This is a genomic window from Streptomyces sp. V2I9 (genome assembly GCF_030817475.1).
In the GTDB taxonomy this organism is placed as follows: Bacteria; Actinomycetota; Actinomycetes; order Streptomycetales; family Streptomycetaceae; genus Streptomyces.
In genome coordinates, this window is sequence record NZ_JAUSZJ010000002.1 from 1,437,462 (window position 1) to 1,457,220 (window position 19,759).

19 protein-coding genes are annotated in these 19,759 nt (G+C 73.2%); 4 read left to right on the forward strand and 15 right to left on the reverse strand.

Annotation, left to right across the window (positions count from 1 at the left end):
- Positions 1-13: 13 nt before the first annotated feature.
- Genes QFZ71_RS06445 through QFZ71_RS06455 form a run of 3 tightly spaced genes read right to left on the reverse strand, consistent with a single transcriptional unit; the run spans position 14 to position 2,748 of the window.
- Complete coding sequence (locus tag QFZ71_RS06445; RefSeq protein ID WP_307667297.1) at positions 14-727, reverse strand: response regulator transcription factor; 714 nt, start codon at positions 725-727, stop codon at positions 14-16.
- Positions 724-1,962 carry a MacS family sensor histidine kinase gene (gene macS, locus QFZ71_RS06450; protein ID WP_307667298.1) on the reverse strand — a complete coding sequence of 413 codons (1,239 nt, stop codon included), beginning with the start codon at positions 1,960-1,962 and terminating at the stop codon, positions 724-726. The genes QFZ71_RS06445 and macS overlap by 4 nt, the downstream gene beginning before the upstream one ends.
- A gap of 30 nt (positions 1,963-1,992) precedes the next feature.
- Positions 1,993-2,748, reverse strand: coding sequence for a 1-acyl-sn-glycerol-3-phosphate acyltransferase (locus QFZ71_RS06455; RefSeq protein WP_307671353.1), 756 nt, complete (start codon positions 2,746-2,748; stop codon positions 1,993-1,995).
- A gap of 229 nt (positions 2,749-2,977) precedes the next feature.
- On the opposite strand from QFZ71_RS06455, the gene QFZ71_RS06460 reads away from it, so the two are divergent.
- Positions 2,978-3,757, forward strand: coding sequence for a carboxylesterase (locus tag QFZ71_RS06460; protein WP_307667299.1), 780 nt, complete (start codon positions 2,978-2,980; stop codon positions 3,755-3,757).
- Positions 3,750-4,445, forward strand: a complete 696-nt coding sequence (locus QFZ71_RS06465; RefSeq protein ID WP_307667300.1) for a hypothetical protein — start codon at positions 3,750-3,752, stop codon at positions 4,443-4,445. The genes QFZ71_RS06460 and QFZ71_RS06465 overlap by 8 nt, the downstream gene beginning before the upstream one ends.
- Here the strand turns inward: QFZ71_RS06465 and QFZ71_RS06470 are convergent, their stop codons facing one another.
- The 6 genes from QFZ71_RS06470 to QFZ71_RS06495 form a co-directional block, all read right to left on the reverse strand.
- Complete coding sequence (locus QFZ71_RS06470; RefSeq protein ID WP_307667301.1) at positions 4,446-5,201, reverse strand: endonuclease/exonuclease/phosphatase family protein; 756 nt, start codon at positions 5,199-5,201, stop codon at positions 4,446-4,448.
- 79 nt (positions 5,202-5,280) lie between these two features.
- Positions 5,281-6,222 (reverse strand): ROK family glucokinase, encoded by a 942-nt coding sequence (locus QFZ71_RS06475; RefSeq protein WP_307667302.1) that lies wholly within the window; start codon positions 6,220-6,222, stop codon positions 5,281-5,283.
- Between the two features lie 120 nt (positions 6,223-6,342).
- Complete coding sequence (locus tag QFZ71_RS06480) at positions 6,343-6,810, reverse strand: DUF5304 domain-containing protein (RefSeq protein WP_307667303.1); 468 nt, start codon at positions 6,808-6,810, stop codon at positions 6,343-6,345.
- 82 nt (positions 6,811-6,892) lie between these two features.
- Positions 6,893-8,080 carry an ArsA-related P-loop ATPase gene (locus tag QFZ71_RS06485; RefSeq protein ID WP_307667304.1) on the reverse strand — a complete coding sequence of 396 codons (1,188 nt, stop codon included), beginning with the start codon at positions 8,078-8,080 and terminating at the stop codon, positions 6,893-6,895.
- Between the two features lie 5 nt (positions 8,081-8,085).
- Entirely contained in the window at positions 8,086-8,535 is a 450-nt protein-coding gene (locus QFZ71_RS06490) for an SRPBCC family protein (RefSeq protein ID WP_307667305.1), read from the reverse strand.
- A 109-nt stretch (positions 8,536-8,644) separates the two neighbouring features.
- Complete coding sequence (locus QFZ71_RS06495) at positions 8,645-9,451, reverse strand: metallophosphoesterase (protein WP_307667306.1); 807 nt, start codon at positions 9,449-9,451, stop codon at positions 8,645-8,647.
- A gap of 279 nt (positions 9,452-9,730) precedes the next feature.
- On the opposite strand from QFZ71_RS06495, the gene QFZ71_RS06500 reads away from it, so the two are divergent.
- On the forward strand, positions 9,731-11,527 hold the full coding sequence (locus tag QFZ71_RS06500) for a long-chain fatty acid--CoA ligase (protein ID WP_307667307.1): 1,797 nt from the start codon (positions 9,731-9,733) through the stop codon (positions 11,525-11,527).
- 75 nt (positions 11,528-11,602) lie between these two features.
- On the opposite strand, the gene QFZ71_RS06505 is transcribed toward QFZ71_RS06500, so the two are convergent.
- A complete protein-coding gene (locus QFZ71_RS06505) occupies positions 11,603-12,745 on the reverse strand; it encodes a glycosyltransferase family 4 protein (RefSeq protein ID WP_307667308.1) in 1,143 nt (380 codons plus the stop codon).
- Between the two features lie 106 nt (positions 12,746-12,851).
- Between QFZ71_RS06505 and QFZ71_RS06510 the strand changes: the two genes are divergently transcribed.
- On the forward strand, positions 12,852-14,093 hold the full coding sequence (locus tag QFZ71_RS06510) for a glycosyltransferase 87 family protein (RefSeq protein WP_307667309.1): 1,242 nt from the start codon (positions 12,852-12,854) through the stop codon (positions 14,091-14,093).
- Here the strand turns inward: QFZ71_RS06510 and QFZ71_RS06515 are convergent.
- The 5 genes from QFZ71_RS06515 to QFZ71_RS06535 form a co-directional block, all read right to left on the reverse strand.
- Positions 14,069-15,325 (reverse strand): hypothetical protein, encoded by a 1,257-nt coding sequence (locus QFZ71_RS06515; RefSeq protein WP_307667310.1) that lies wholly within the window; start codon positions 15,323-15,325, stop codon positions 14,069-14,071. The genes QFZ71_RS06510 and QFZ71_RS06515 overlap by 25 nt on opposite strands.
- Positions 15,326-15,340: 15 nt before the next feature.
- On the reverse strand, positions 15,341-16,369 hold the full coding sequence (locus tag QFZ71_RS06520) for a C40 family peptidase (RefSeq protein ID WP_307667311.1): 1,029 nt from the start codon (positions 16,367-16,369) through the stop codon (positions 15,341-15,343).
- Between the two features lie 265 nt (positions 16,370-16,634).
- Positions 16,635-17,660: an NlpC/P60 family protein gene (locus tag QFZ71_RS06525; protein ID WP_307667312.1), complete on the reverse strand. Its 1,026-nt coding sequence runs from the start codon at positions 17,658-17,660 to the stop codon at positions 16,635-16,637.
- A 291-nt stretch (positions 17,661-17,951) separates the two neighbouring features.
- Positions 17,952-19,313, reverse strand: a complete 1,362-nt coding sequence (locus QFZ71_RS06530; RefSeq protein ID WP_307667313.1) for an NYN domain-containing protein — start codon at positions 19,311-19,313, stop codon at positions 17,952-17,954.
- A gap of 35 nt (positions 19,314-19,348) precedes the next feature.
- On the reverse strand, positions 19,349-19,591 hold the full coding sequence (locus QFZ71_RS06535) for a hypothetical protein (RefSeq protein ID WP_030121791.1): 243 nt from the start codon (positions 19,589-19,591) through the stop codon (positions 19,349-19,351).
- Between the last annotated feature and the right edge of the window lie 168 nt (positions 19,592-19,759).

Consider the following 19,759-nt stretch of genomic DNA (forward strand, 5'->3'; position numbering starts at 1 on the left):
CGAGCCCGCCTGGTCAGACGTCGTCGAGGCCGCGCTCGATGGCGTACCGCACCAGCTCCACCCGGTTGTGCAGCTGGAGCTTGCCGAGGGTGTTCTGCACGTGGTTCTGGACGGTGCGGTGGGAGATGACCAGGCGCTCGGCGATCTGCTTGTACGAGAGTCCCTTGGCGACCAGCCGCAGCACCTCGGTCTCCCGCTCGGTGAGCTGCGGGGCCTTGGGCTCGTTCGACGCGGCGGGGGCGGGGTCGGAGGCGAGCCGGCGGTACTCGCCGAGGACGAGGCCCGCCAGCCCCGGGGTGAAGACGGGGTCCCCGGCGGCGGTGGAGCGGACGGCCTCGACCAGCTCGCGGGTGGAGGCGGACTTCAGCAGATAGCCGGTGGCCCCGGACTTCACGGCCTCCAGGACGTCGGCGTGCTCGCCGCTGGCGGAGAGGACCAGGACCCGCAGGCCCGGAAGGGCGCCGACCAGCTCCTTGCAGACCCGGGCTCCGGGCATGCCGGGGAGGTTCAGGTCGAGGACGAGGACGTCCGGGCCCACGGCCCCCGCCCGGCGGACGGCGCCCGGCCCGTCGCCTGCGGTGGCGACCACGTCGAAGCCGGACTCGGTCAGATCGCGGGCGACCGCGTCGCGCCACATCGGATGGTCGTCGACGACCATGACCCTGATGGGCCGGCCGCCGGCCCCCTGCTCGTCCTGTGCTGTGTTTGCTGCGTTCCGCGTACTCATCGGGCCGATCCTGCCTTCCCCCGGTGAACCTTCGGTGCTCTGGGAACCTTCAACTCGACCTCGCAGCCCTGTCCGGGCACCGAGATCAGCTCTGCCGTGCCGCCCAGGTCGCGCAGCCGGCCCCGGATGGAGAGCGCCACCCCGAGCCGTCCCTCGCCCTCGGCCTGGGCGAGCCGCCCCTCCGGGATGCCGGGACCGTCGTCCCGGACGGTGACGATCACCTCGTCCGGCTCGTCCTCGACCAGGATCCACGCCCGGGCGTCCGGCCCCGCGTGCACCCGGACATTGTCCAGGGCGGCGCTGACGGCGGCGGCCAGCTCCCGCGCCGAGGCGGCGGGGAGCAGCACCGGGGTGCCCGGCTCGGCGAAGCTCGTACGGGCTGCGGCGTGCGGGGCGAGCAGGGCGCGCAGATCACAGGCGGCCTCGTCGCCGGGGCCGTCGTCCTCGTCGTCCTCGACCGTGCGGACCACGGCCCCGTCGGCGGCGTCCTCGGAGACCCGCGTGGGGGGCACCAGACCGCTGGAGACCAGGGTGCGCAGGGCGACCTCCTGCTCCCCGGCGAGCCGCCCCAGCTCGGCCGCCTCGCCGCCGATCGCGGTGCCCCTGCGCTGCACCATGGCGAGAACCTGGAGCACGCTGTCGTGGATGTCGCGGGCGAGCCGTTCGCGTTCGCGGGTGGCGGCCTCGATCTCCAGTGCGCGGGCCAGGGTGCGCTCACTGGCGCGGGCGACCTCGACGACGTAGCCGATGGCGATGGAGGCGACCCAGACCAGCAGGACGTTGTGGAAGGTGTCCCGGCTGGGGTCGCCGCGCTGGATGATGTTGGCGGCGGCGACGAAGGTGGAGGCGAAGGCCGCCCACCGCCAGCCGCCCTTGATGGCGAAGGCGAGGACCGATCCCGCCGTCCAGATCGAGGGCAGCGTCGGTCCGTCGAACGTCTGGGAGTCGAGGTCGGCGAGCGGGGTGATCAGGATGCCGGCCAGCGCGACGACGAGGTCGGCGCCGAGGAAGCGTTTGGTGCAGTTGGCCGCCGAGCGGACCTTGGGCAGGGTGGCGATCGTCCAGACGACGAGGAAGCCGAGGTACGCTGCGGCCACCCAGGGCCGCTCGAACTTGTCCCGCCCGAAGGCGGCGAGCAGCACCGCGTAGATCACGGTCAGCACGCGGTAACCCGTCAGCGCACGCCACAGCGGCAGCTCGACCGACATCCGTACGACTCGCTCACGCTTGGCCATGGCACACCCCTCGGACGGTGGACGACGCGGTTACGCGCCGGACCGTTCCGTTCCGTTCTCGTCGCTCGCGGCCGCCTGCTTCCGCTCCCGCTTGGCCTCCTCGGCCTTGGCCTTCGCCTCGTCGGCGATCTGGCGCTTGGCGGCGGTGGCGTAGATGTCGACGTACTCCTGTCCGGAGAGCTTCATGATCTCGTACATGACCTCGTCGGTCACCGAGCGCAGGATGAAGCGGTCGCCGTCCATGCCCTGGTAGCGGCTGAAGTCGAGCGGCTTGCCGATCCTGATGCCGGGGCGCATGAGCTTGGGCACCACCTGGCCGGGCGGCTGGATCTTCTCGGTGTCGATCATGGCGACCGGGATGACGGGCGCTCCGGTGGCCAGCGCGACCCTGGCCAGACCGCCGGGCTTGCCCCGGTAGAGGCGGCCGTCGGGCGAGCGGGTGCCCTCGGGGTAGATGCCGAAGAGGCCGCCGCTCTCGACGACCTGGATACCGGCCTTGATCGCCGCCTCGCCCGCGCCGCGCGCTCCGGAGCGGTCGACCGGGAGCTGGCCGACGCCCTTGAAGAAGGCAGCGGTGAGCTTGCCCTTGACGCCGGGGGCGGTGAAGTACTCGGCCTTGGCGATGAACGTGACCTTGCGGTCCAGTACGGCCGGGAGGAAGAACGAGTCGGAGAACGACAGGTGGTTGCTCGCGAGGATCGCCGGACCGCGCTCGGGGATGTTCTCCAGGCCCTCCACCCACGGCCGGAAGGCGAGCTTCAGGGACCCGCCGATGGAGAACTTCATTGCGCCGTAGATCAACTCTGGTGCCTCCTGTGTGCTGTCCGTAGACCTTAGCCTGTGAGGCCGTCCCCGCCCCTGCCCGGTCCGGCCCCCGCCGGGGCCGGACCGGGCGCTTCACGGGGCCGTGACGGCCCTGGTCGGTGTCGGTCCGGTCGCGTACGGTGAAGTCATCCGTCAAGCACTCCCCCAGGTGCGTCCTCCCCCCGCCCCGTCCCACGAACAGGAGACCCTGGTGCCGGTCCTCCCTGGAGCCGAGCCGTTCCGCCACGAGGGCGGAGAGGTCGGCGTCCTCCTCTGTCATGGCTTCACCGGATCCCCGCAGTCGCTGCGCCCCTGGGCCGACCACCTCGCCGAGCGCGGGCTGACGGTCTCGCTGCCGTTGCTGCCGGGCCACGGCACCCGCTGGGAGGGCATGGCGGTCACCGGCTGGCAGGACTGGTACGCGGAGGTGGACCGGGAGCTGCGCGTCCTCGCGGAGAAGTGCGAGCAGGTCTTCGTCTTCGGGCTCTCCATGGGCGGGGCGCTCTCCCTGCGGCTCGCGGCCAGGCACGGCGACGCGATCAGCGGCCTGGTGCTGGTCAACCCGGCCAACAAGGTGCACGGCCTCTCGGCGTACGCGCTGCCGGTCGCCCGCCATCTGGTGCGGACGACGAAGGGCGTGGCCGACGACATCGCGCTGCCCGGATCGCACGAGGTGGGGTACACCAAGGTGCCGCTGCACGCGGCCCACTCGCTGCGGACGTTCCTGGCGCTGGTCGACCGGGAGCTGCCCCAGGTGACCCAGCCGCTGGTGCTGCTGCACAGCCCGCAGGACCATGTCGTGCCGCCCGCCGACAGCGCGCGGATCCTGAGCCGGATCTCGTCCACGGACGTCGAGGAGATCCTGCTGGAACAGAGCTACCACGTCGCGACGTTGGACCATGACGCGGAGCGGATCTTCGATGAGAGCTACCGGTTCATCGGCCGTCTCGCACCGAGCGTCGGGATGAAGGGGAGCACGTCCGGTGGCTGAGCAGGACGCGGAGCGCACGAGCGGCGACGAGGAGCGCGAACCGCGCCCCACGGAGCCGGCGGCCGTCCCGGAGGGGACGGCGAAGCCGGCCGGGGCCGAGGGAGCGGAGCAGGAACGGGCGATCGACGAGGACGCGGCGTGGGCCGCGATCGTCGCGGGGTACGGGGAGGAGCCGCCGGACCCGCCGGGCGCCAAGCCGTTCAAGTCGGTCGAGGACCTGGCCCTGCTCGACGACGACCAGCGCAACGCGGTGGGGCCGGACGGCTCGGCCGGGAGCCCGGTGGACAAGGGGTCCGGCAAGACGCCCCCGAAGCCGCCGGAGAAGAAGCCGCTGGGCAGTTCGGTGGTCTTCGCGCCCGGAGTCGCCGGCCCGCGCGACTACGAGCTGCCCGAGTCGAAGGACGACGGCGTCGACGCACCGGACGACGGGGACGAGGGCCACTTCGTGCCCCCGGAACCGCCGCCGCTGCCGGAGGCCGACGTCACGGCGAAGTTCGCCTGGCTCGCGGTGATCGGCGGGCCGGTGCTGATGCTGGTCGCGGTGCTGTTCCAGTGGGAGATGACGTGGTGGCTCACCACGCTGTGCATCGGCGGCTTCCTCGGCGGCTTCGCCACCCTGGTGGCCCGGATGCCGCACGACGACGATGACGACGGCTACGACGATCCGGGGCGCGGCGCGGTCGTGTAGTCACCTCGCGGCGGGGACCCTGAGGGCGGCCAGGACCGGCAGATGGTCCGTGGCCGCCCTCAGGTCGTCCTCGCTCACGCCGGGCAGCCCGGACGGCGCCCCGCAGCCGAGCACCTCGATGCCCGGTGTCGCGAAGACCGCGTCGATGCGCTTACGGGGTTCGTCGGCCGGGAACGTCGGCTCGCCGCCCCACGGGGCGACGGCCCGGCAGTCCTGGAGGGGCCCGGCGAGGCGCCGGAACGCCTTCCCGGTCGGTACGTCGTTGAGGTCGCCGCCCGCCACGGCGTGCTCCACGCCCATCGCGGCCAGCCGCTCCAGGAGCAGGTCCGCCTGGGCGAGGCGTTCGTCGCCCTGGAGGCTCAGGTGGCAGCTCAGCACCCCGAGCCGGGCCCCGGCGATCCGCACCACGGCGGTGGCGAAGCCCCGGCGGTGCAGGCCGGGGGTGAGCGGCAGCAGAACGTCCTCGGTGCGCTCGACGGTCGCCCGCAGCGAGCACAGCAGCAGGGGACCGGCGGCGGTGGCCCCGCCGCTCAGCACCACCAGACCGCTGCTCTTCGCGAGCCGGGCCGCCGCCTTGCGCCAGCGGAAGAAACGCGGGGCCTCCTGGACGAGGACCAGGTCGGGGGCGCAGGCGCGGATGACCCGCGCCAGCGCCGCGGTGTCGTCGTGCATCGAGCGGATGTTGTAGCTCAGCACGCGGATGACGGCTGAACCGTCCGCCTCGGTACGGGAGTCGGGCAGGGGCGTCAGGACCATGCGGGCCACGATACGACGGACGCCCGCCGCGGCCCCGGAGGGCGGCGGCGGGCGTCCGATGCGTCGTACCGCGGAGACCTCAGCCCTGGCGGGCCAGGTCGGCCGCGCCCACCAGCCCTGCCTTGCCGCCGAGTTGGGCGGCGAGCACCTGGGCGTGGGGACGCCACTCGCCGCCGATCAGCCAGCGCCGGAACGACTTGCGGATCGGGTCGAGGACCAGTTCTCCCTCGTCCGAGACGCCGCCGCCGACGATGAACGCGGACGGGTCGAACAGCGAGGCGAGGTCGGCCAGTCCGGCACCGGCCCACCGGGCCAGCTCACGGAAGGAGTCGACCGCCACCGGGTCGCCCTGGCGGGCGGCCTCGCTGATGTGCTTGCCCTCGATGCCGTCCACGGAGCCGTCGCCGAGGCCGAGGAGCACAGTGGCGTTCTCGGGGGTGGCGTTGGCGCGCTGCTTCGCGTACCGGACGAGGGCGCGGCCGGAGGCGTACTGCTCCCAGCAGCCCTGACTGCCGCAGCCGCAGAGCAGACCGTCCGGGACGACCCGGATGTGGCCGAACTCGGCGGCCACGCCGAAGCGTCCGCGGCGCAGCTTGTTGCCGATGATGATGCCGCCGCCGAGGCCGGTGCCGAGCGTGATGCAGATGACGTCGTCGTGGCCCTGGCCGGCCCCGAAGCGGTATTCGCCCCAGGCCGCGGCATTGGCGTCGTTCTCCACGACGACGGGCAGGCCGACGCGCTGTTCGACCTTGTCCTTGAGCGGCTCGTGACGCCAGTCGATGTTGGGTGCGAACAGGACGGTGGCGCGCTTGTCGTCGACGTAGCCCGCGGCGCCGATGCCGACGGCCTCCACGTCGTGCCCCTCGCTCGCCCCGGCGACCGCCGCGCAGATCGCGTCGACGATGCCTTCGGCCGTCGGCGGGGTCGCCACCTTGAACGTCGAGAGGATCCGGCCCTCTTCGTCGACCACTCCAGCCGCGATCTTCGTGCCGCCGATATCGACGCCGATGGTGAGTCCCATGAATCCCTCAGTTTCGGTCGAGCCCCGCTAGGGCCAACCGTACCCGAGGCCGCGCCCCGCCCCGGCCGGAGCCGGTGGGTCCCGGCCGTCGCGTCCGGGCGGTGGGGAGCGGCGAACCGGTCAGTCCAGATCGATGCGTTCGGTGCCGGAGGGGCCGTCGTCGCGGGGGTCGGCGGGGCCGTCGGCGGCCTTCCGCGCGGGGCCCGCCCCCGAGGCGCCCTCGGTGGTGCGGGTCCAGCGGCCCTCCTGGCCCTCGACCGCGGAACGGTAGGCGGCGAGCAGTTCGCTGCCGGCGGCCGCGAGGTGGTCGAAGACCTGCGGGTTGCGTTCGATGACGGGTTCGACGGCGGACCTGGCCTGGCGGATGGCCTGCTGGACCGCGCCCTGGGCGGCTGCGCCGAGCAGCGGGGTCCGGAGCGAGGAGACCTTGTCGGCGACGGCGTCGACCAGCTTGCGCAGCTCCTCGGCGGCCGATCCGGGCGGGGTGCCGTACCGGGCGCGGCGGCGGGCCTTCTCGGCGGCGAGGTCCTCGGCGCAGGCGTCGGCCCACGCGTCGCCGTCCACGGGACGGTCGGTGGCTTCACTCATGGCGGGCTCCTGCGACGCGGGCGGCCGACGGTCGGCCTGCGGTTCACGTACCACCGACGTTACCCGAACGGCCGCACGCGGTTCAGGTGGTGCGCGGCCACAGGGCGGGATCGGGTGTGAACCGCACCCGCAGCACTCCGTCGGCCAGGGCCGCGCCGGAGACGGTGCAACGGCGGAGCGCGGAGGCGATGCGGACGATCCGGTGGAAGGGGCCGACGGTCAGGAGGAGTTCGTCGCCCCGGCGGACCAGGCGCAGCTGCTCCTTGACGGCTCCCGGCAGCGGCAGGCACCAGGTGAGGGTGGCGGTCCCGTCCTCGGTGTCGCGCTCCTCCTCGGTCCACCAGGGGTCGCCGGCCCGCCCCGGCGTCCGCCGGTCGGGGGCGGGGATCTCCAGCGCGGCGAGGTCGCCGGGGCCGTACGGGTCGCGGCCCGCGTGGGCGGACTCGTGCACGGGGAGGTCCGGGGCGAGGTCCTGGCGCCAGTGGTCCAGGCACTTCTCCTGCTGTGCGGCGAGTCCGGCGAACCAGGGGTCGGGCGAGTGGCGGGGCAGCACACGGGAGGCGACCAGCAGGTCGGCTCGGAGCCCGTGCAGGGCGAGGCCGGTACGGGCGGTGCGCAGGGCGTCCTCGGCGGCCGGGCCCGGCTCCGCGACCAGCCGGAGCGTGGTGGCCCGGTCCTCGACGAGGGCCTGTACGGCGGCCAGCTCGGCGTCCTTGCGGGCGGCGGCCTCGTACAGCCACGGGGCCGGCATCGGGACCCCGGCGAGCTGGGCGAGGACGGGGCGCAGGGCGCGGGCGGCCTGGCGTTCGGCGGGCAGCAGTCGGCGCAGATAGCGGCGGAGCTGTTCCGGGAGGGCGAGCAGGGCCAGGGCCTCGGCCGTCGGCGGGAGGTCGACGACGAGGGTGTCGTAGCCGGACCAGTCGCCCACGGCGGCGCGGCGCAGAGAGTGCAGGAGAGCGAGCTGCGGGGAGCCGGGGAGTTCGGTCAGCTCCTCGCCGTCGAGCCGGCCCGCGCCGAGCAGGTCCAGGATGCCGGAGGCGCGGTCCTGGAGCTCGGTGAGCTCGGCGCGGAAGTGTTCGCCGGAGTCGATGCGGGCGTGGTCGAGCAGGTCCGTGACCCGGACGGGTGCCGTGGCCGCCGGGAAGCCGGGTACGGCCTCGGCGGAGAGCAGCAGGGTGCGGGCGCCGCCGTCGGCGGCGGCCAGGGCGGTGGCCGCCGCTACGGTGGTCCGGCCCGCGCCGCCGGGGCCGGTGACCAGGACCGTGCGCACGGGACTCAGGCCCGCGGGGCGGACTCGACGCGCTTCTTGAGACCGGCGAGGGCGCGGTCGATGATGACCTTCTCGGCCTTGCGCTTGATCATGCCGAGCAGCGGGATCTTGACGTCGACGGCGAGCCGGTAGGTGACCTCGGTGCGCGTGCCTCCGGCGAGCGGGGTGAGGGCGTAGGTGCCGTCCAGGGAACGCAGCATCTGGGACTTGACGAGGCTCCAGCTGACCTCGTTCTCACCGGTCCAGGTGTAGGAGAGGACGTGGTCGTCCTTGATCGCGCCGGCGTCCAGGACGAGGCGGACCTGCTCGGCGCGGCCCTGGCCGTCGGTGGAGAGGACCTCGGCCTCCTTGACCTCGCCGGTCCACTCCGGGTAGCGGGCGAAGTCGGCGATCACGCCCATGACGTCGGCCGGTGCCGCCTCGATCGTGATGCTCGAGCTGGTGTGTTCAGCCATCGCCGTGGCCCTCCAGTGCGGTGTAACCGGTCGCGTTCGGCAGGAGCCTGCCGCTGTGCAGGCTATCGCGTGCGCGGGGCGCCGCGGTCCACGGCCCTGTGCCCCGCGTTCACCAGCTGAGCGCCCAGGGCGTCCCGGTGGAGGCGAAGTGGCCGACGTTGACGCATTCGGTGGCGCCGATGCGCATCCGGCGGACCAGCGGCTGGTGAACATGGCCGAAAAGCGCGTATCGAGGACGGGTGGCGCGGATCGCCTCCAGCAGGGCGGGGCTGCCGCGCTCGAAGCGGCGGGCGACGGTGTCGTACGTCAGCTCGGGGACCTCGGGCGGGATGTGCGAGCAGAGGACGTCGACCTCGCCGAGCGCCTCGACCTTGGCGGCGTACTCCTCGTCGCTGATCTCGTACGGGGTGTTCATCGGGGTCTTGAGGCCGCCGCCGACGAAGCCGAAGACCCGGCCGCCGATCTCGACGCGCTCGCCGTCCAGCACGGTGGTGCCGGGGCGGGCGTACTCGGGCCAGAGGCCGGGGACGTCGACGTTGCCGTAGGTGGCGTACGTCGGCGTCGGGAAGGCGGCGAAGAGTTCGGCGTACTGCCTGCGCACCGCGTCGAGGATCTCCGCGTTGCGGTCGCGGCCCGCCCACAGTGCGCGGCCGAAGGCGCGGGCCTCGTCGTAACGGCGGGCGGTGCGCAGGGCGACGATGCGGTCGGCGTTCTCCACGCCGAACAGATCGGGGAAGATGCCGCGCGAGTGGTCCGCGTAGTCGAGGAAGAGCACCAGGTCACCGAGGCAGATCAGGGCGTCGGCGCCGTCCCCGGCGCGGGCCAGGGCCTCGGTGTTGCCGTGCACGTCGCTGACCACGTGGATCCGGGTGGACCGGGCGGCCGAGCCCCCGTCGTCCGGTTCGCTGCCTCGCATGGGATCACCCTAGATCGCCCGCTCAGCCCGTGGGTAGACCGCCCGGACCTGCGGTTACTTCCACGCCGGGACAGCGGTGGACTACTGTGCGCGAAAGGGCCATTTATCTGTGTGATGCATAAGACATCTGGCCGGAACCCCCTATCCGGAACCGAGTACCGGTGGGTAACGTCCGGGCAGTCCAGTCGTGCTCACCCCACTGAGCACCCGCCATTCCTGGACAGCAGCCGGTGCGTCACACAGAGCCGTGGCACCGGAGCCCGATGAGGAGCAGCAGTCTTGCGCGAGTTCAGCCTTCCGGCCCTGTACGAGGTCCCGACGGACGGCAACCTGACGGATCTCATCCGCCGCAATGCCGCTCAGCATCCCGATGTCGCGGTCATGAGCCGCAAGGTGGCCGGCGTCTGGACGGACGTCAGCGCCACCCAGTTCCTGGCCGAGGTGAGAGCCGCCGCCAAAGGACTGATCGCCTCGGGGGTGCAGCCCGGCGACCGGGTCGCCCTGATGTCGCGTACCCGTTTCGAGTGGGTGCTGCTGGACTTCGCGATCTGGAGCGCGGGCGCGGTGACCGTGCCGGTGTACGAGACCAGCTCCGCGGAGCAGGTGCAGTGGATCCTCGGCGACTCCGGGGCGGTGGCGGTGCTCGTGGAGAGCGACGCGCACGCCGCCGCGGTGGCCTCCGTACGGGACGCGCTGCCGGATCTGGCCCATGTGTGGCAGATCGACGACGGCGCGGTGGAGGCGCTGGGCCGGGCGGGGGCCGAGGTCTCGGACGAGACCGCTGACCTGCGGATGCGCAGCGCCAAGGCGGACGATCCGGCGACGATCGTCTACACCTCGGGCACCACGGGCCGCCCCAAGGGCTGTGTGCTCACCCACCGCAGCTTCTTCGCGGAGTGCGGCAACGTGGTGGAGCGGCTGAAGCCCCTCTTCCGTACGGGCGACTGCTCGGTCCTGCTGTTCCTGCCCGCCGCGCACGTCTTCGGCCGGCTGGTCGAGGTGGCGTCGGTGATGGCCCCGATCAAGCTCGGCTGCGTCCCCGACATCAAGAACCTCACCGACGAGCTGGCCGCGTTCCGGCCGACACTGGTCCTGGGCGTGCCGCGGGTCTTCGAGAAGGTCTACAACGCGGCCCGCGCCAAGGCGCAGGCGGACGGCAAGGGCAAGATCTTCGACCGGGCCGCCGACACGGCGATCGCCTACAGCCGGGCGCTCAGCACCCCTCAGGGCCCGGCCCTGGGGCTGAGGCTCAGGCACAAGCTCTTCGACAAGCTGGTCTTCGGCAAGCTGCGCGCCGTCCTCGGCGGCCGGGGTGAGTACGCGATCTCCGGCGGCGCCCCGCTGGGCGAGCGGCTCGGCCACTTCTACCGGGGCATCGGCTTCACCGTCCTGGAGGGCTACGGCCTGACCGAGTCGTGCGCGGCCACCGCGTTCAACCCGTGGGACCGGCCGAAGATCGGCACGGTCGGCCAGCCGCTGCCCGGCTCGGTGGTGCGGATCGCGGACGACGGCGAGGTGCTGCTCCACGGCGAGCACCTGTTCACCGGTTACTGGAACAACGAGGCGGCCTCCGCCGAGGCGCTGGCCGACGGGTGGTTCCACACCGGGGACATCGGCACCCTCGACGAGGACGGCTACCTCGCGATCACCGGGCGCAAGAAGGAGATCATCGTGACGGCGGGCGGCAAGAACGTCGCCCCGGCGGTGATCGAGGACCGCATCCGGGCGCACGCGCTGGTCGCGGAGTGCATGGTGGTCGGCGACGGCCGCCCGTTCGTCGGCGCGCTGGTCACGCTGGACGAGGAGTTCCTGAGCCGCTGGGCCGAGGAGCATGGCAAGCCGGCCGGTTCGACGGCCCTGTCGCTGCGCGAGGACGCGGAGCTGCTGGCCGAGGTGCAGCGTGCGGTGGACGACGGGAACGCGGCGGTCTCCAAGGCCGAGTCGGTGCGCAAGTTCCGTATCCTGCCCGCCCAGTTCACCGAAGAGGCGGGCCACATCACGCCGTCGCTGAAGCTGAAGCGGAACGTCGTGGCGAAGGACTTCGCGGACGAGGTGGAGTCGATCTACCGCGGCTGAGCGGTCCCACGCGTACGCAGGGGCCCACGCCTGGCGATCAGGCGCGGGCCCCTGCGGCGTCCTTACGGCCACCGTTCACAGCAGGGTCTTGAGCTTCTCCGCCAGCAGGTCCCAGCGCCACTTCTCCTCGACCCAGGCCCGGCCACGCTCCCCCATCCGCTGCCGCAGCTCCGGGTCCCCGAGCAGGGTGACGATCCGGTCGGCGGCGTCCTCGGCGCTGCCGCCGCGCACCACCCACCCGGTCTCGCCGTCGAGCACCGCGTCGGGGGCGCCGCCCGAGTCTCCGGCCACCACGGGCAGCCCGGTCGCGGACGCCTCCAGGTAGACGATCCCGAGCCCCTCCACGTCGAGGCCGCCGCGCCGGGTCCGGCAGGGCATCGCGAAGACGTCCCCGGCGCCGTAGTGCGCGGGCAGTTCCGCCCAGGGCACCGGACCGGTGAAGCGCACCGCGTCCCGCACCCCGGTCTCCTCGGCGAGCCGCTCCAGGTCCTTGGCGTACGGGCCGCCGCCGACGATCAGGAGCACCGCGTCCGGGATCTGCGCGAGGATCGCGGGCATGGCCAGGATCAGCGTGTCCTGGCCCTTGCGCGGCACCAGCCGGGAGACGCAGACGACGACCGGGCGGTCGGCGAGCCCGAGGCCGGCCCGGACCCGGTCCCCGCCGGAGGCCGGGTCGAAGGTCTTCTCGTCGACGCCGGGCGGGAGCTGGACCATGCGTCCGGCCGCGTCCGGGGTGAGGGCGGCGGCGATCCGGGAGCGGGTGTACTCACCGAGATAGGTGATCGTGTCCGTGCCCTCCCCGATCCTGCGCAGCAGTTGCCGGGAGGCGGGCAGCTGCGCCCAGCCGGCCTCGTGGCCGTGGGTGGTGGCGACGAGCCGGCGGGCGCCCGCGCGGCGCAGCGCCGGGGCCATCAGGCCGAGCGGGGCCGCGGCGCCGAACCAGACGGAGGTGCAGCCGTGTTCACGCAGCAGGGAGGTGGCCCGGCGGGTGACGCGCGGGGTCGGCAGCAGCATCGTCGTGCGGTCGCGGACCACGGTGAACGGCTGTTCGGCGTCGAAGGCGGCGGTGGCCGCCGCACCCTCCTCACCGCGCTTCCAGGTGGAGGCGTAGACGACGACCCGGTCGGGGTCCAGACGCAGCGCCATGTTGTGCAGGAACGCCTGGATGCCGCCGGGGCGGGGCGGGAAGTCGTTGGTCACGATCAAGGTCTTGTCCATCGCCGCCGACAGTACCGAACGGCCGCGCTTCACCGCTTCCGAGGACTCCCGTCGGCATCATGAGCCGCCGGGGGGCGACCGGGACGAACGACGGACGGGTGCGGCGATGACGGGACGAACACCCACGGGCGCGGGGCCGTGGCCGTACGCGGTCTGGGCGCTGACCCGCGCCTGGTTGCTGGCCTGTGTGTTCAAGGTGGTCACGGTGGCGGGCCCGGACGTCACGGTGGACGTCTCGGTGATCTACCGGGCCTGGTACGCGACCCTGCTGACCGGCACGTATCCGCTGGACGACGTGACCTGGCAGTACCCGCCCGGCGCGGCGCTGGCCATCCTCTCCCCCGCCCTGCTGCCGTTCTGGGAGTACGCGACCGCGCTCTTCGTGCTGGTGCTGGTCTGCGACGCGCTGGTGGTGGTGCTGCTGCTGTACGCGGGGCGGCGGCCCGGCACGAGAACCGCGGGCGCGTGGGTGTGGGTCGTGGGGGTGCCGCTGCTGGGGCCGACGGTCTACGCCCGCTACGACCTGATGGTGACGGCGGTCGCGGTGGCGGCGCTGCTGGCCGGGGTGCGGGAGCCCCGCGCGCTGGGGGTGCTGGCCGCGTTCGGGGCGCTGCTGAAGGGGTGGCCGGTGCTGCTGCTGGTGGGGGTGCGCAAGGGGTGGCCGACACGGGCGGCCTGGGGGGCGGCGGCGCTGGGCGCTGCGGGGCTCGCGGCGGCGTTCGCGCTCTGGATGCCGGGGGCGTTCGCGTTCCTGGCCTTCCAGCGGGACCGGGGCACCGAGGTCGAGTCGCTGGGGGCGCTGGTCTTCCACGTGGCGCGGCACTTCGGCTGGGAGGGTCGGGTGGAGCTGCGGTACGGCTCGCTGGAGTTCCTCGGACCGCACGTGGAGCTGGTGTCGACGCTTGCGCTGGGGCTCGCGGCCCTGGCGCTGGTCTGGCTGCTGGTGTGGCGGCTGCGGGCCCGGACCTTCACGGTGCACACCCCGGCCGAGGCGGCGTTCACGGCGGTGCTGCTGTTCACGGTCACCAGCCGGGTGATCAGCCCGCAGTACGTGGTGTGGCTGGTCGGGCTGGCCGCGGCCTGCCTGGTGTTCCGGGGCGCGGCGATGACGCTGCCGGCCGTCCTGGTGGTGGTGTCGGCGGGGGTGACGCTGTTGGAGTTCCCGATCGGCTTCGGCCAGGTGGTGGCGAGCGACGCGTGGGGCGTGGCGCTCCTCGTCGTACGGAACGGGCTGCTGGTGGCGGCCTCGCTGATCGCGGCGCGGCGGCTGTGGCGGTCGACGGTGCCGGGGAGGCCCGGTGACCGGGCGGCGGTGGCCGGGGGTCAGCCGAGCCGGGTGGCCAGGTAGTCGCGCCAGTCGGCGGTGAACCGGTCGAGGGTGGTGGCGAGCACCGCCTCCAGCGCCTGTTCCACCGCTCCCTCGCGCCCGTCGTGCGCGCCGACGGTCTCGTAGAAGGCGATCAGCTTCTCCTTGCCCCACCGCTCCGCGATCAGCGCGCAGGCCAGCCAGCCGCCCTCGTAGGCCCCGGCCAGCTTCGCGGGGTCGCCGTCGAAGCCGAAGTCCCGGTCCGCGGGGAGCCCCGCGGGGGTCCGGCCGGCGCGGACGGTCTCGGCCAGCTCGGGGGCGATCGTGTCGGCGGCCCGGTCCTCGCCCCGGTAGGCGGCCCAGTCGGCGAAGCCCTCGGAGAGCCAGACAGGGGTGGCCGTCGAGGTGCTGGTCCGGGTGGCGACATGGGTCGTCTCATGGGTCAGGACGATCCGCTGCCCGAAGCTGCCGAGCGTGGCGTACGCCTGCGGGTTGACGATGACCCGGTCCGCGATGGCGGGACGCCGACCGGTGCCGCCGACCTCGCCGGTGGTGACGGCGGCAATGCCCCGGTAGGCCGTCTCCGGCGAGCCCAGCAGCTTCGCCATGGCCTCCACGGACTCGGGGACCAGGACCACCACCCGGCGGGTCCAGGGGCGCGGCCAGGCATCCGAGACGGCGGGGACGGCGAGGTCCACGGTGTCGGCGATCTGCCGGAGCTCCTCGGCGCTCCGGCCGACGCCCAGGACGATGCTGCGGTCGCCCTCGACGACCTCCACGTCCCCCTGCTGCCACAGCTGCCCGGAGGCGCCCTTGGCGGGCCGGTCGGCGGTGATGTACCAGCGGTCGCCGTCGCGCTTCAGCTCCAGGACGCGGCGGGTGGCGACGGGGGCGGTGTCGTAGCCGTCGATCCGGTAGCGCAGCTCCACCTCGGCGGCGGCCCGCCGCCCGTCCTGCTGCGTGATGCCCCTGACGTCGTACGTCCAGGACTTCAGGGGTACGTCGGCGAGCCGGTCCAGTTCGGTGCGCTGGGCGGCCCGCAGCGCGGTGGCCCCCGGCGCGAGGGCGTCGAGGTAGCCGGCCCGGTCGTGGGCGAGGACGGCGGCGGCGCGGCGTTCCAGGGTGGCGTCGAGGACCCCGGTGGTGAGGGAGGCGTCCCGATCGCCGGGGGACGCGCAGGCGGACGCGGTCAGGAGCGCGGCGAGCAGCGGACCCGCCGCGCGCCGCCGCGTCCGGGGGTCTCCCCCGCGCGCGTCACGTCCTCGTAGGGCCACCAGCCGATCGTACGGTCAGATCCGGGTGACCGAGGAGACGGGCATCATGCCGACCGGGTCGTAGCGGACCGCTGCGCCCGGGTAGGGGGCGTGGATGACCTGGCCGTTGCCGACGTACATGCCGATGTGGCTGGCGTCGGCCCGGTAGGCGACCAGGTCGCCGGGTTGCGCTCGGGAGAGCGGCACCATGCGGCCGGCGTAGCGCTGGGCCTGGGAGGTGCGGGGCAGGCTCACCCCGGCTTGGGCGTAGGCCCACTGCATCAGGCCGGAACAGTCGAATCCGGAAGGGCCGTTGGCGCCCCAGACATAGGGTCTGCCGAGCGCCTGGTGGACGGCGGCGACGGCGGACATCGCGCGGCCGGACGCGGGGCCGAGGCCGGAGAGGCCGGACACGTCGTCGCGGCCGGAGCGCGAGGCCCGGTCGAAGGAGGCGCGTTCCTCGGGCGGCAGCGAGTCGAGCAGCCGGCGGGCCTCGCGGAGCTTGCCCTCGACGGCGCGCTTGTGGCGGGCGACGGCGGCCCGGTTGCGCTCCAGGTCGGCCAGGGCGCGGGTGGCCTCGGCGCGGGTCTGGGCCATCGTGCGCTGGGCGTGCCGCAGCTTGTCCAGGGTCATGGCCTGGCGGGCCCCGGCCCGGTCGAGGGCGGCGGCCTGCTCCAGGTAGGTGTCGGGGTCGGCGGAGAGCAGCAGCGCGAGCGAGGGGTCGATGGAGCCGGTGCGGTACTGGGCGCCCGCCATCGCGCCGAGCTCGTTGCGCATCCGGTTCACGCGTTCCTGGCCACGGGCCGTGGCGTCCAGGGCGCGGTCCGCCTCGCCGCGCAGCCGGTCCACCCGCTCCCCGGCCGCGTTGAACCGCTCGGTGGCCCGCTCGGCCTCCTCGTGGAGGCGGTCGACGGCGGCCTTCGCACTCTGCCGCGTCTCCTTCGGGTCGGCGCTCGCCGGGGCCGCGGTCAGCGTCGCCGCCGCGGTGGCGGCGGCCGCCGAGATGACCGTGACGCGAACGCCTCTCGTGAAGCCGGACTGTGTGCAACGGCGATGGGACACCACAGGTAGCCGCACTCCCTTCCGCTGACGCGGTGGTGCGCAGCCCCTGCCGCCCGGGCGGGCGGACGGGGTCCGGGAGCTGCGCAGCAGCCAGACAGTAATCGGCCGACTACGCGGCGGCCAAAGACCGCGCCGGTCGCGCAAGGGTGGCCCGACGCCGCCGCCCCGCCGGTGACCTCGGTCTCCGGCGGGGCGGGGGTGTCAGCGTGGTGCGCGGGGATCCCTCGTTCGGGCGTGCCGTGGCGGGTTTCCCGGATGCGCTCCGGCGTCAGATACGGACGCCGAACTGGAAGGTGCCCATGTAGTCCATCGACTCGTAGCGGACGACGGTGCCCGGCTTCGGGGCGTGCAGGATCTGGTTGTTGCCGGCGTAGAAGCCGACGTGCGCCAGGTTGTTGAAGAACACCAGGTCGCCCGGCCTCAGCTGGCTGCGGCCGATCTTCGTGCCGTCGTTGTGCTGGGTGAACGTGGTCCGGCTGATGTGGACGTTCGCCTGGGCGAAGGCCCACTGGGTCAGGCCGGAGCAGTCGTAGGCGTTGGGGCCGGTGGCGCCGGAGACGTACGGCTTGCCGAGCTGGGTGGCGGCGGCGGCCAGAGCGGCGGCGCCGCGGTTGGACGCGGGGGCCTCGTTGCCGAGCTGGACCCGGTCGCCGGCGTCGCGGCTGGCGCGCTGCTCCTCCTGCTTCATCTTGGCGCGCTCGGCCTGGGTCAGCGTGTTGAGGAGCTGCTGGGCGTCGGCGAGCTTGGCCTGGTACTTCTTCTTGTTCTCGCCGAGCGCCTTGCGGACGTCGGCGAGGTCGCCGAGCTTGTCCTGGGCTTCCTTGCGCTGCTGGGCGAGGGTGCGCTGCTTGGACTGGATCTTCTGCAGCGACTCCGTCTGCTTGACCGTCAGCTGGTCGAGCGCGGAGGCCTGGTCGAGGAAGCTGTCCGGGTCCGAGGCGAGGAAGAGGGCCACGGAGGGGTCGATGCCGCCGGAGCGGTACTGCGCGGTGGCGATCGAACCGAGTTCGGTGCGCAGCGTGTTGAGCTCGGCCTGACCGCGGGCGACCTTGTCCTGGAGCGCGTCGACTTCCTTCTTCAGGTTGTCCTGCTGCTCCTTGGCACCGTTGTACTTCTCGGTGGCGGCCTCGGCCTCGTGGTAGAGCTTGTCGACCTTCGCCTTGACTTCGTTCTTGCTCGGCTTGGGGTCGGCGTGGGCGGCCTGGGAGGTCAGGGCCACGGCGGCGGCGGCAGTCGCGGTGAGCACGGTGACACGGGCACGGCTCGGCTGCTTGGGACGACGGTGGGACGCCACGGAGGCGAGCTCCTTCTTCCTCAGCCGCCTACCGGGCAAGTGGGGGAAGAAATCCCCGGCTCCGTGCACATGACGGATTCGGCGGTTCCTCCGCCGCCACCCCCGATGGGTGATCAACCGTGCGAAGGTTCGAGGCCTGACCCTAGTGACCATCTTGTGATCAGTTCAAATCCTCACAGGAATTTTCTCGTCACACCAGGTACTTCTTTACTCTCACCCCACCGCGTGTAGCGGCGACTTGACGGTACGTTCCCAGAAATCCGGCATGTCACACATGCCACCCAAACTCCTTTAGACGCGCGAAAGACGTTTGAGGAGCAAGACGGACGCGACCGGCCGCGCCCCGGCCTTCGCCACGCCGTCCGCCACCTCCCGGTCCGTGGAGACGACCACCACGGGCCGTCCCGGCGGCTCCGCGCGGGCGAGTTGGCGGATCACCTCGTCCGCCGTGACACCGGGCTTGCTGAACAGCACCCGCACGCCGCGCGGCGGCGCGAGCAGCACCGGGGCGGCCAGTTCGGCCCCGTCGAAGACACAGGTCATCTCGGCGCCGGTCTGCGCCGCGAGCACCGAGAGCCCGCCCAGCAGCCGCAACCGCTGCTTCTCCAGCGGCATCTGGGGGTAGCCGGTCTTGGTGACGTTGTAGCCGTCCACGATGAGGTGGGCCTGCGGCAGCGCCAGCAGCTGGTCCAGCAGGGCCGGGTCGGTCTCCGAAAGAGCTCGGGCGGCGATGTCCTTGGGCGACATCCGGCCGGGCTCCAGCGCGTCCACGGTGTCGGCGGGATGCGTCGTCGCCGGGGGCAGCGCCAGCTCACGCCGCAGCCCCGAGGCCGCGTCCAGCACGGTGTCCAGGAGCAGCCGCAGCCGCATGTCCTCCACCGACCGCCCCTCGCGGGCCGCCCGGCGGCTCGCTTCCAGGGCCGCCTCGGCCTCCCCCAGCCGCCCCTTGAGCCGCCGCGACTCGCTCTCCACGGCGGAGAGCTGGGCGGCCGACTCGGCCCGTACGGCATCGGTCTCGGCCACGCTGCGACGCAGGGCGGCCTCGCCCCGCTTGACCTCGCTCTGGGCGCTGCGCAGCTTGCGGTGCAGCGACTCGGCCTCCTTGCGGGTCGCCTCCAGCTCGGTGCGCAGCCGTTCGGTCTCGGCGCGGGTGTGGGCGCGGGCCCGCTCCAGCTCCTCGCGCAGATGGTCCAGCTCGCGCCGGGTCTCCTCGTCCGCCCGCTCCGCGTCGGCGCGCTGAGCCTCCTCGCCGGCGGCCTCGACCAGCTTGACCCAGCCGACCGGGCGCAACACGTAGGCGGCCGCGGCCACATCGAGGGGATCTGCTGCGGCGGGCGGCGAACCCGCCTCCAGGGCGGCGGCCAGCTCCGGCTGGGACTGGCCGAGCCGCTCCCCGATCCGCTGCCGGAAGGCGGCGTCGCCCGCCAGCGCGGCGGCCATCGCGTTCCCCGCGAACTTCGCGCGCCGGGTCGGGGTGAATCTGGCGTACTGCCGCAGCTGGGCGGGCAGTTCGGAGACGGTCAGACCACCGAAGGCATCCGCGACCAGGGCGATCACCCGCCGTCGCACACCCTCGGGCAGCGGACGGCCGAGCACCTCTGCACCGCCGTCGGCCTCATCGGCCGGTCCGGCGCCGCTGGTCGGCTGTTCCACCGTCCGTCACCCCATATACGTGAAGGGCCCGCTCCTCAGGAAGCGGCGCCCGGCTTGTCCACCAGTTCGATCTGGTCCACCGCATTGCACCAACGGCAGCGGACCGACTCGATGGTCTCACTGACCACCTCCCGCTCCTCGACACTCGGCTCACCGGCCAGGTCGAGGTGGACGTACTCCACGACCTTCGACGAACGGGTCACGTCGAAGCGCGTGAGATTGCCGCACAGGGTGCAGCGCCAGCGGGTCCCGTCGGTCGGCAGGGGAACCGTCGTCATCGTTGCGTCCTCTTTCGTCGTCGCCAGGAGTCCGCGCCGGGTGCGCCGCCGCGACTCCACCTGTCTACGTCAAGGATCTCGCGGTGCGCCGTCGAACTGCGGAAGTCCTGGCGTAACCCTACGGCCTCGCGTATGGGCACCGGCCCGGCGAGGCGCTCCCTCCCGGTC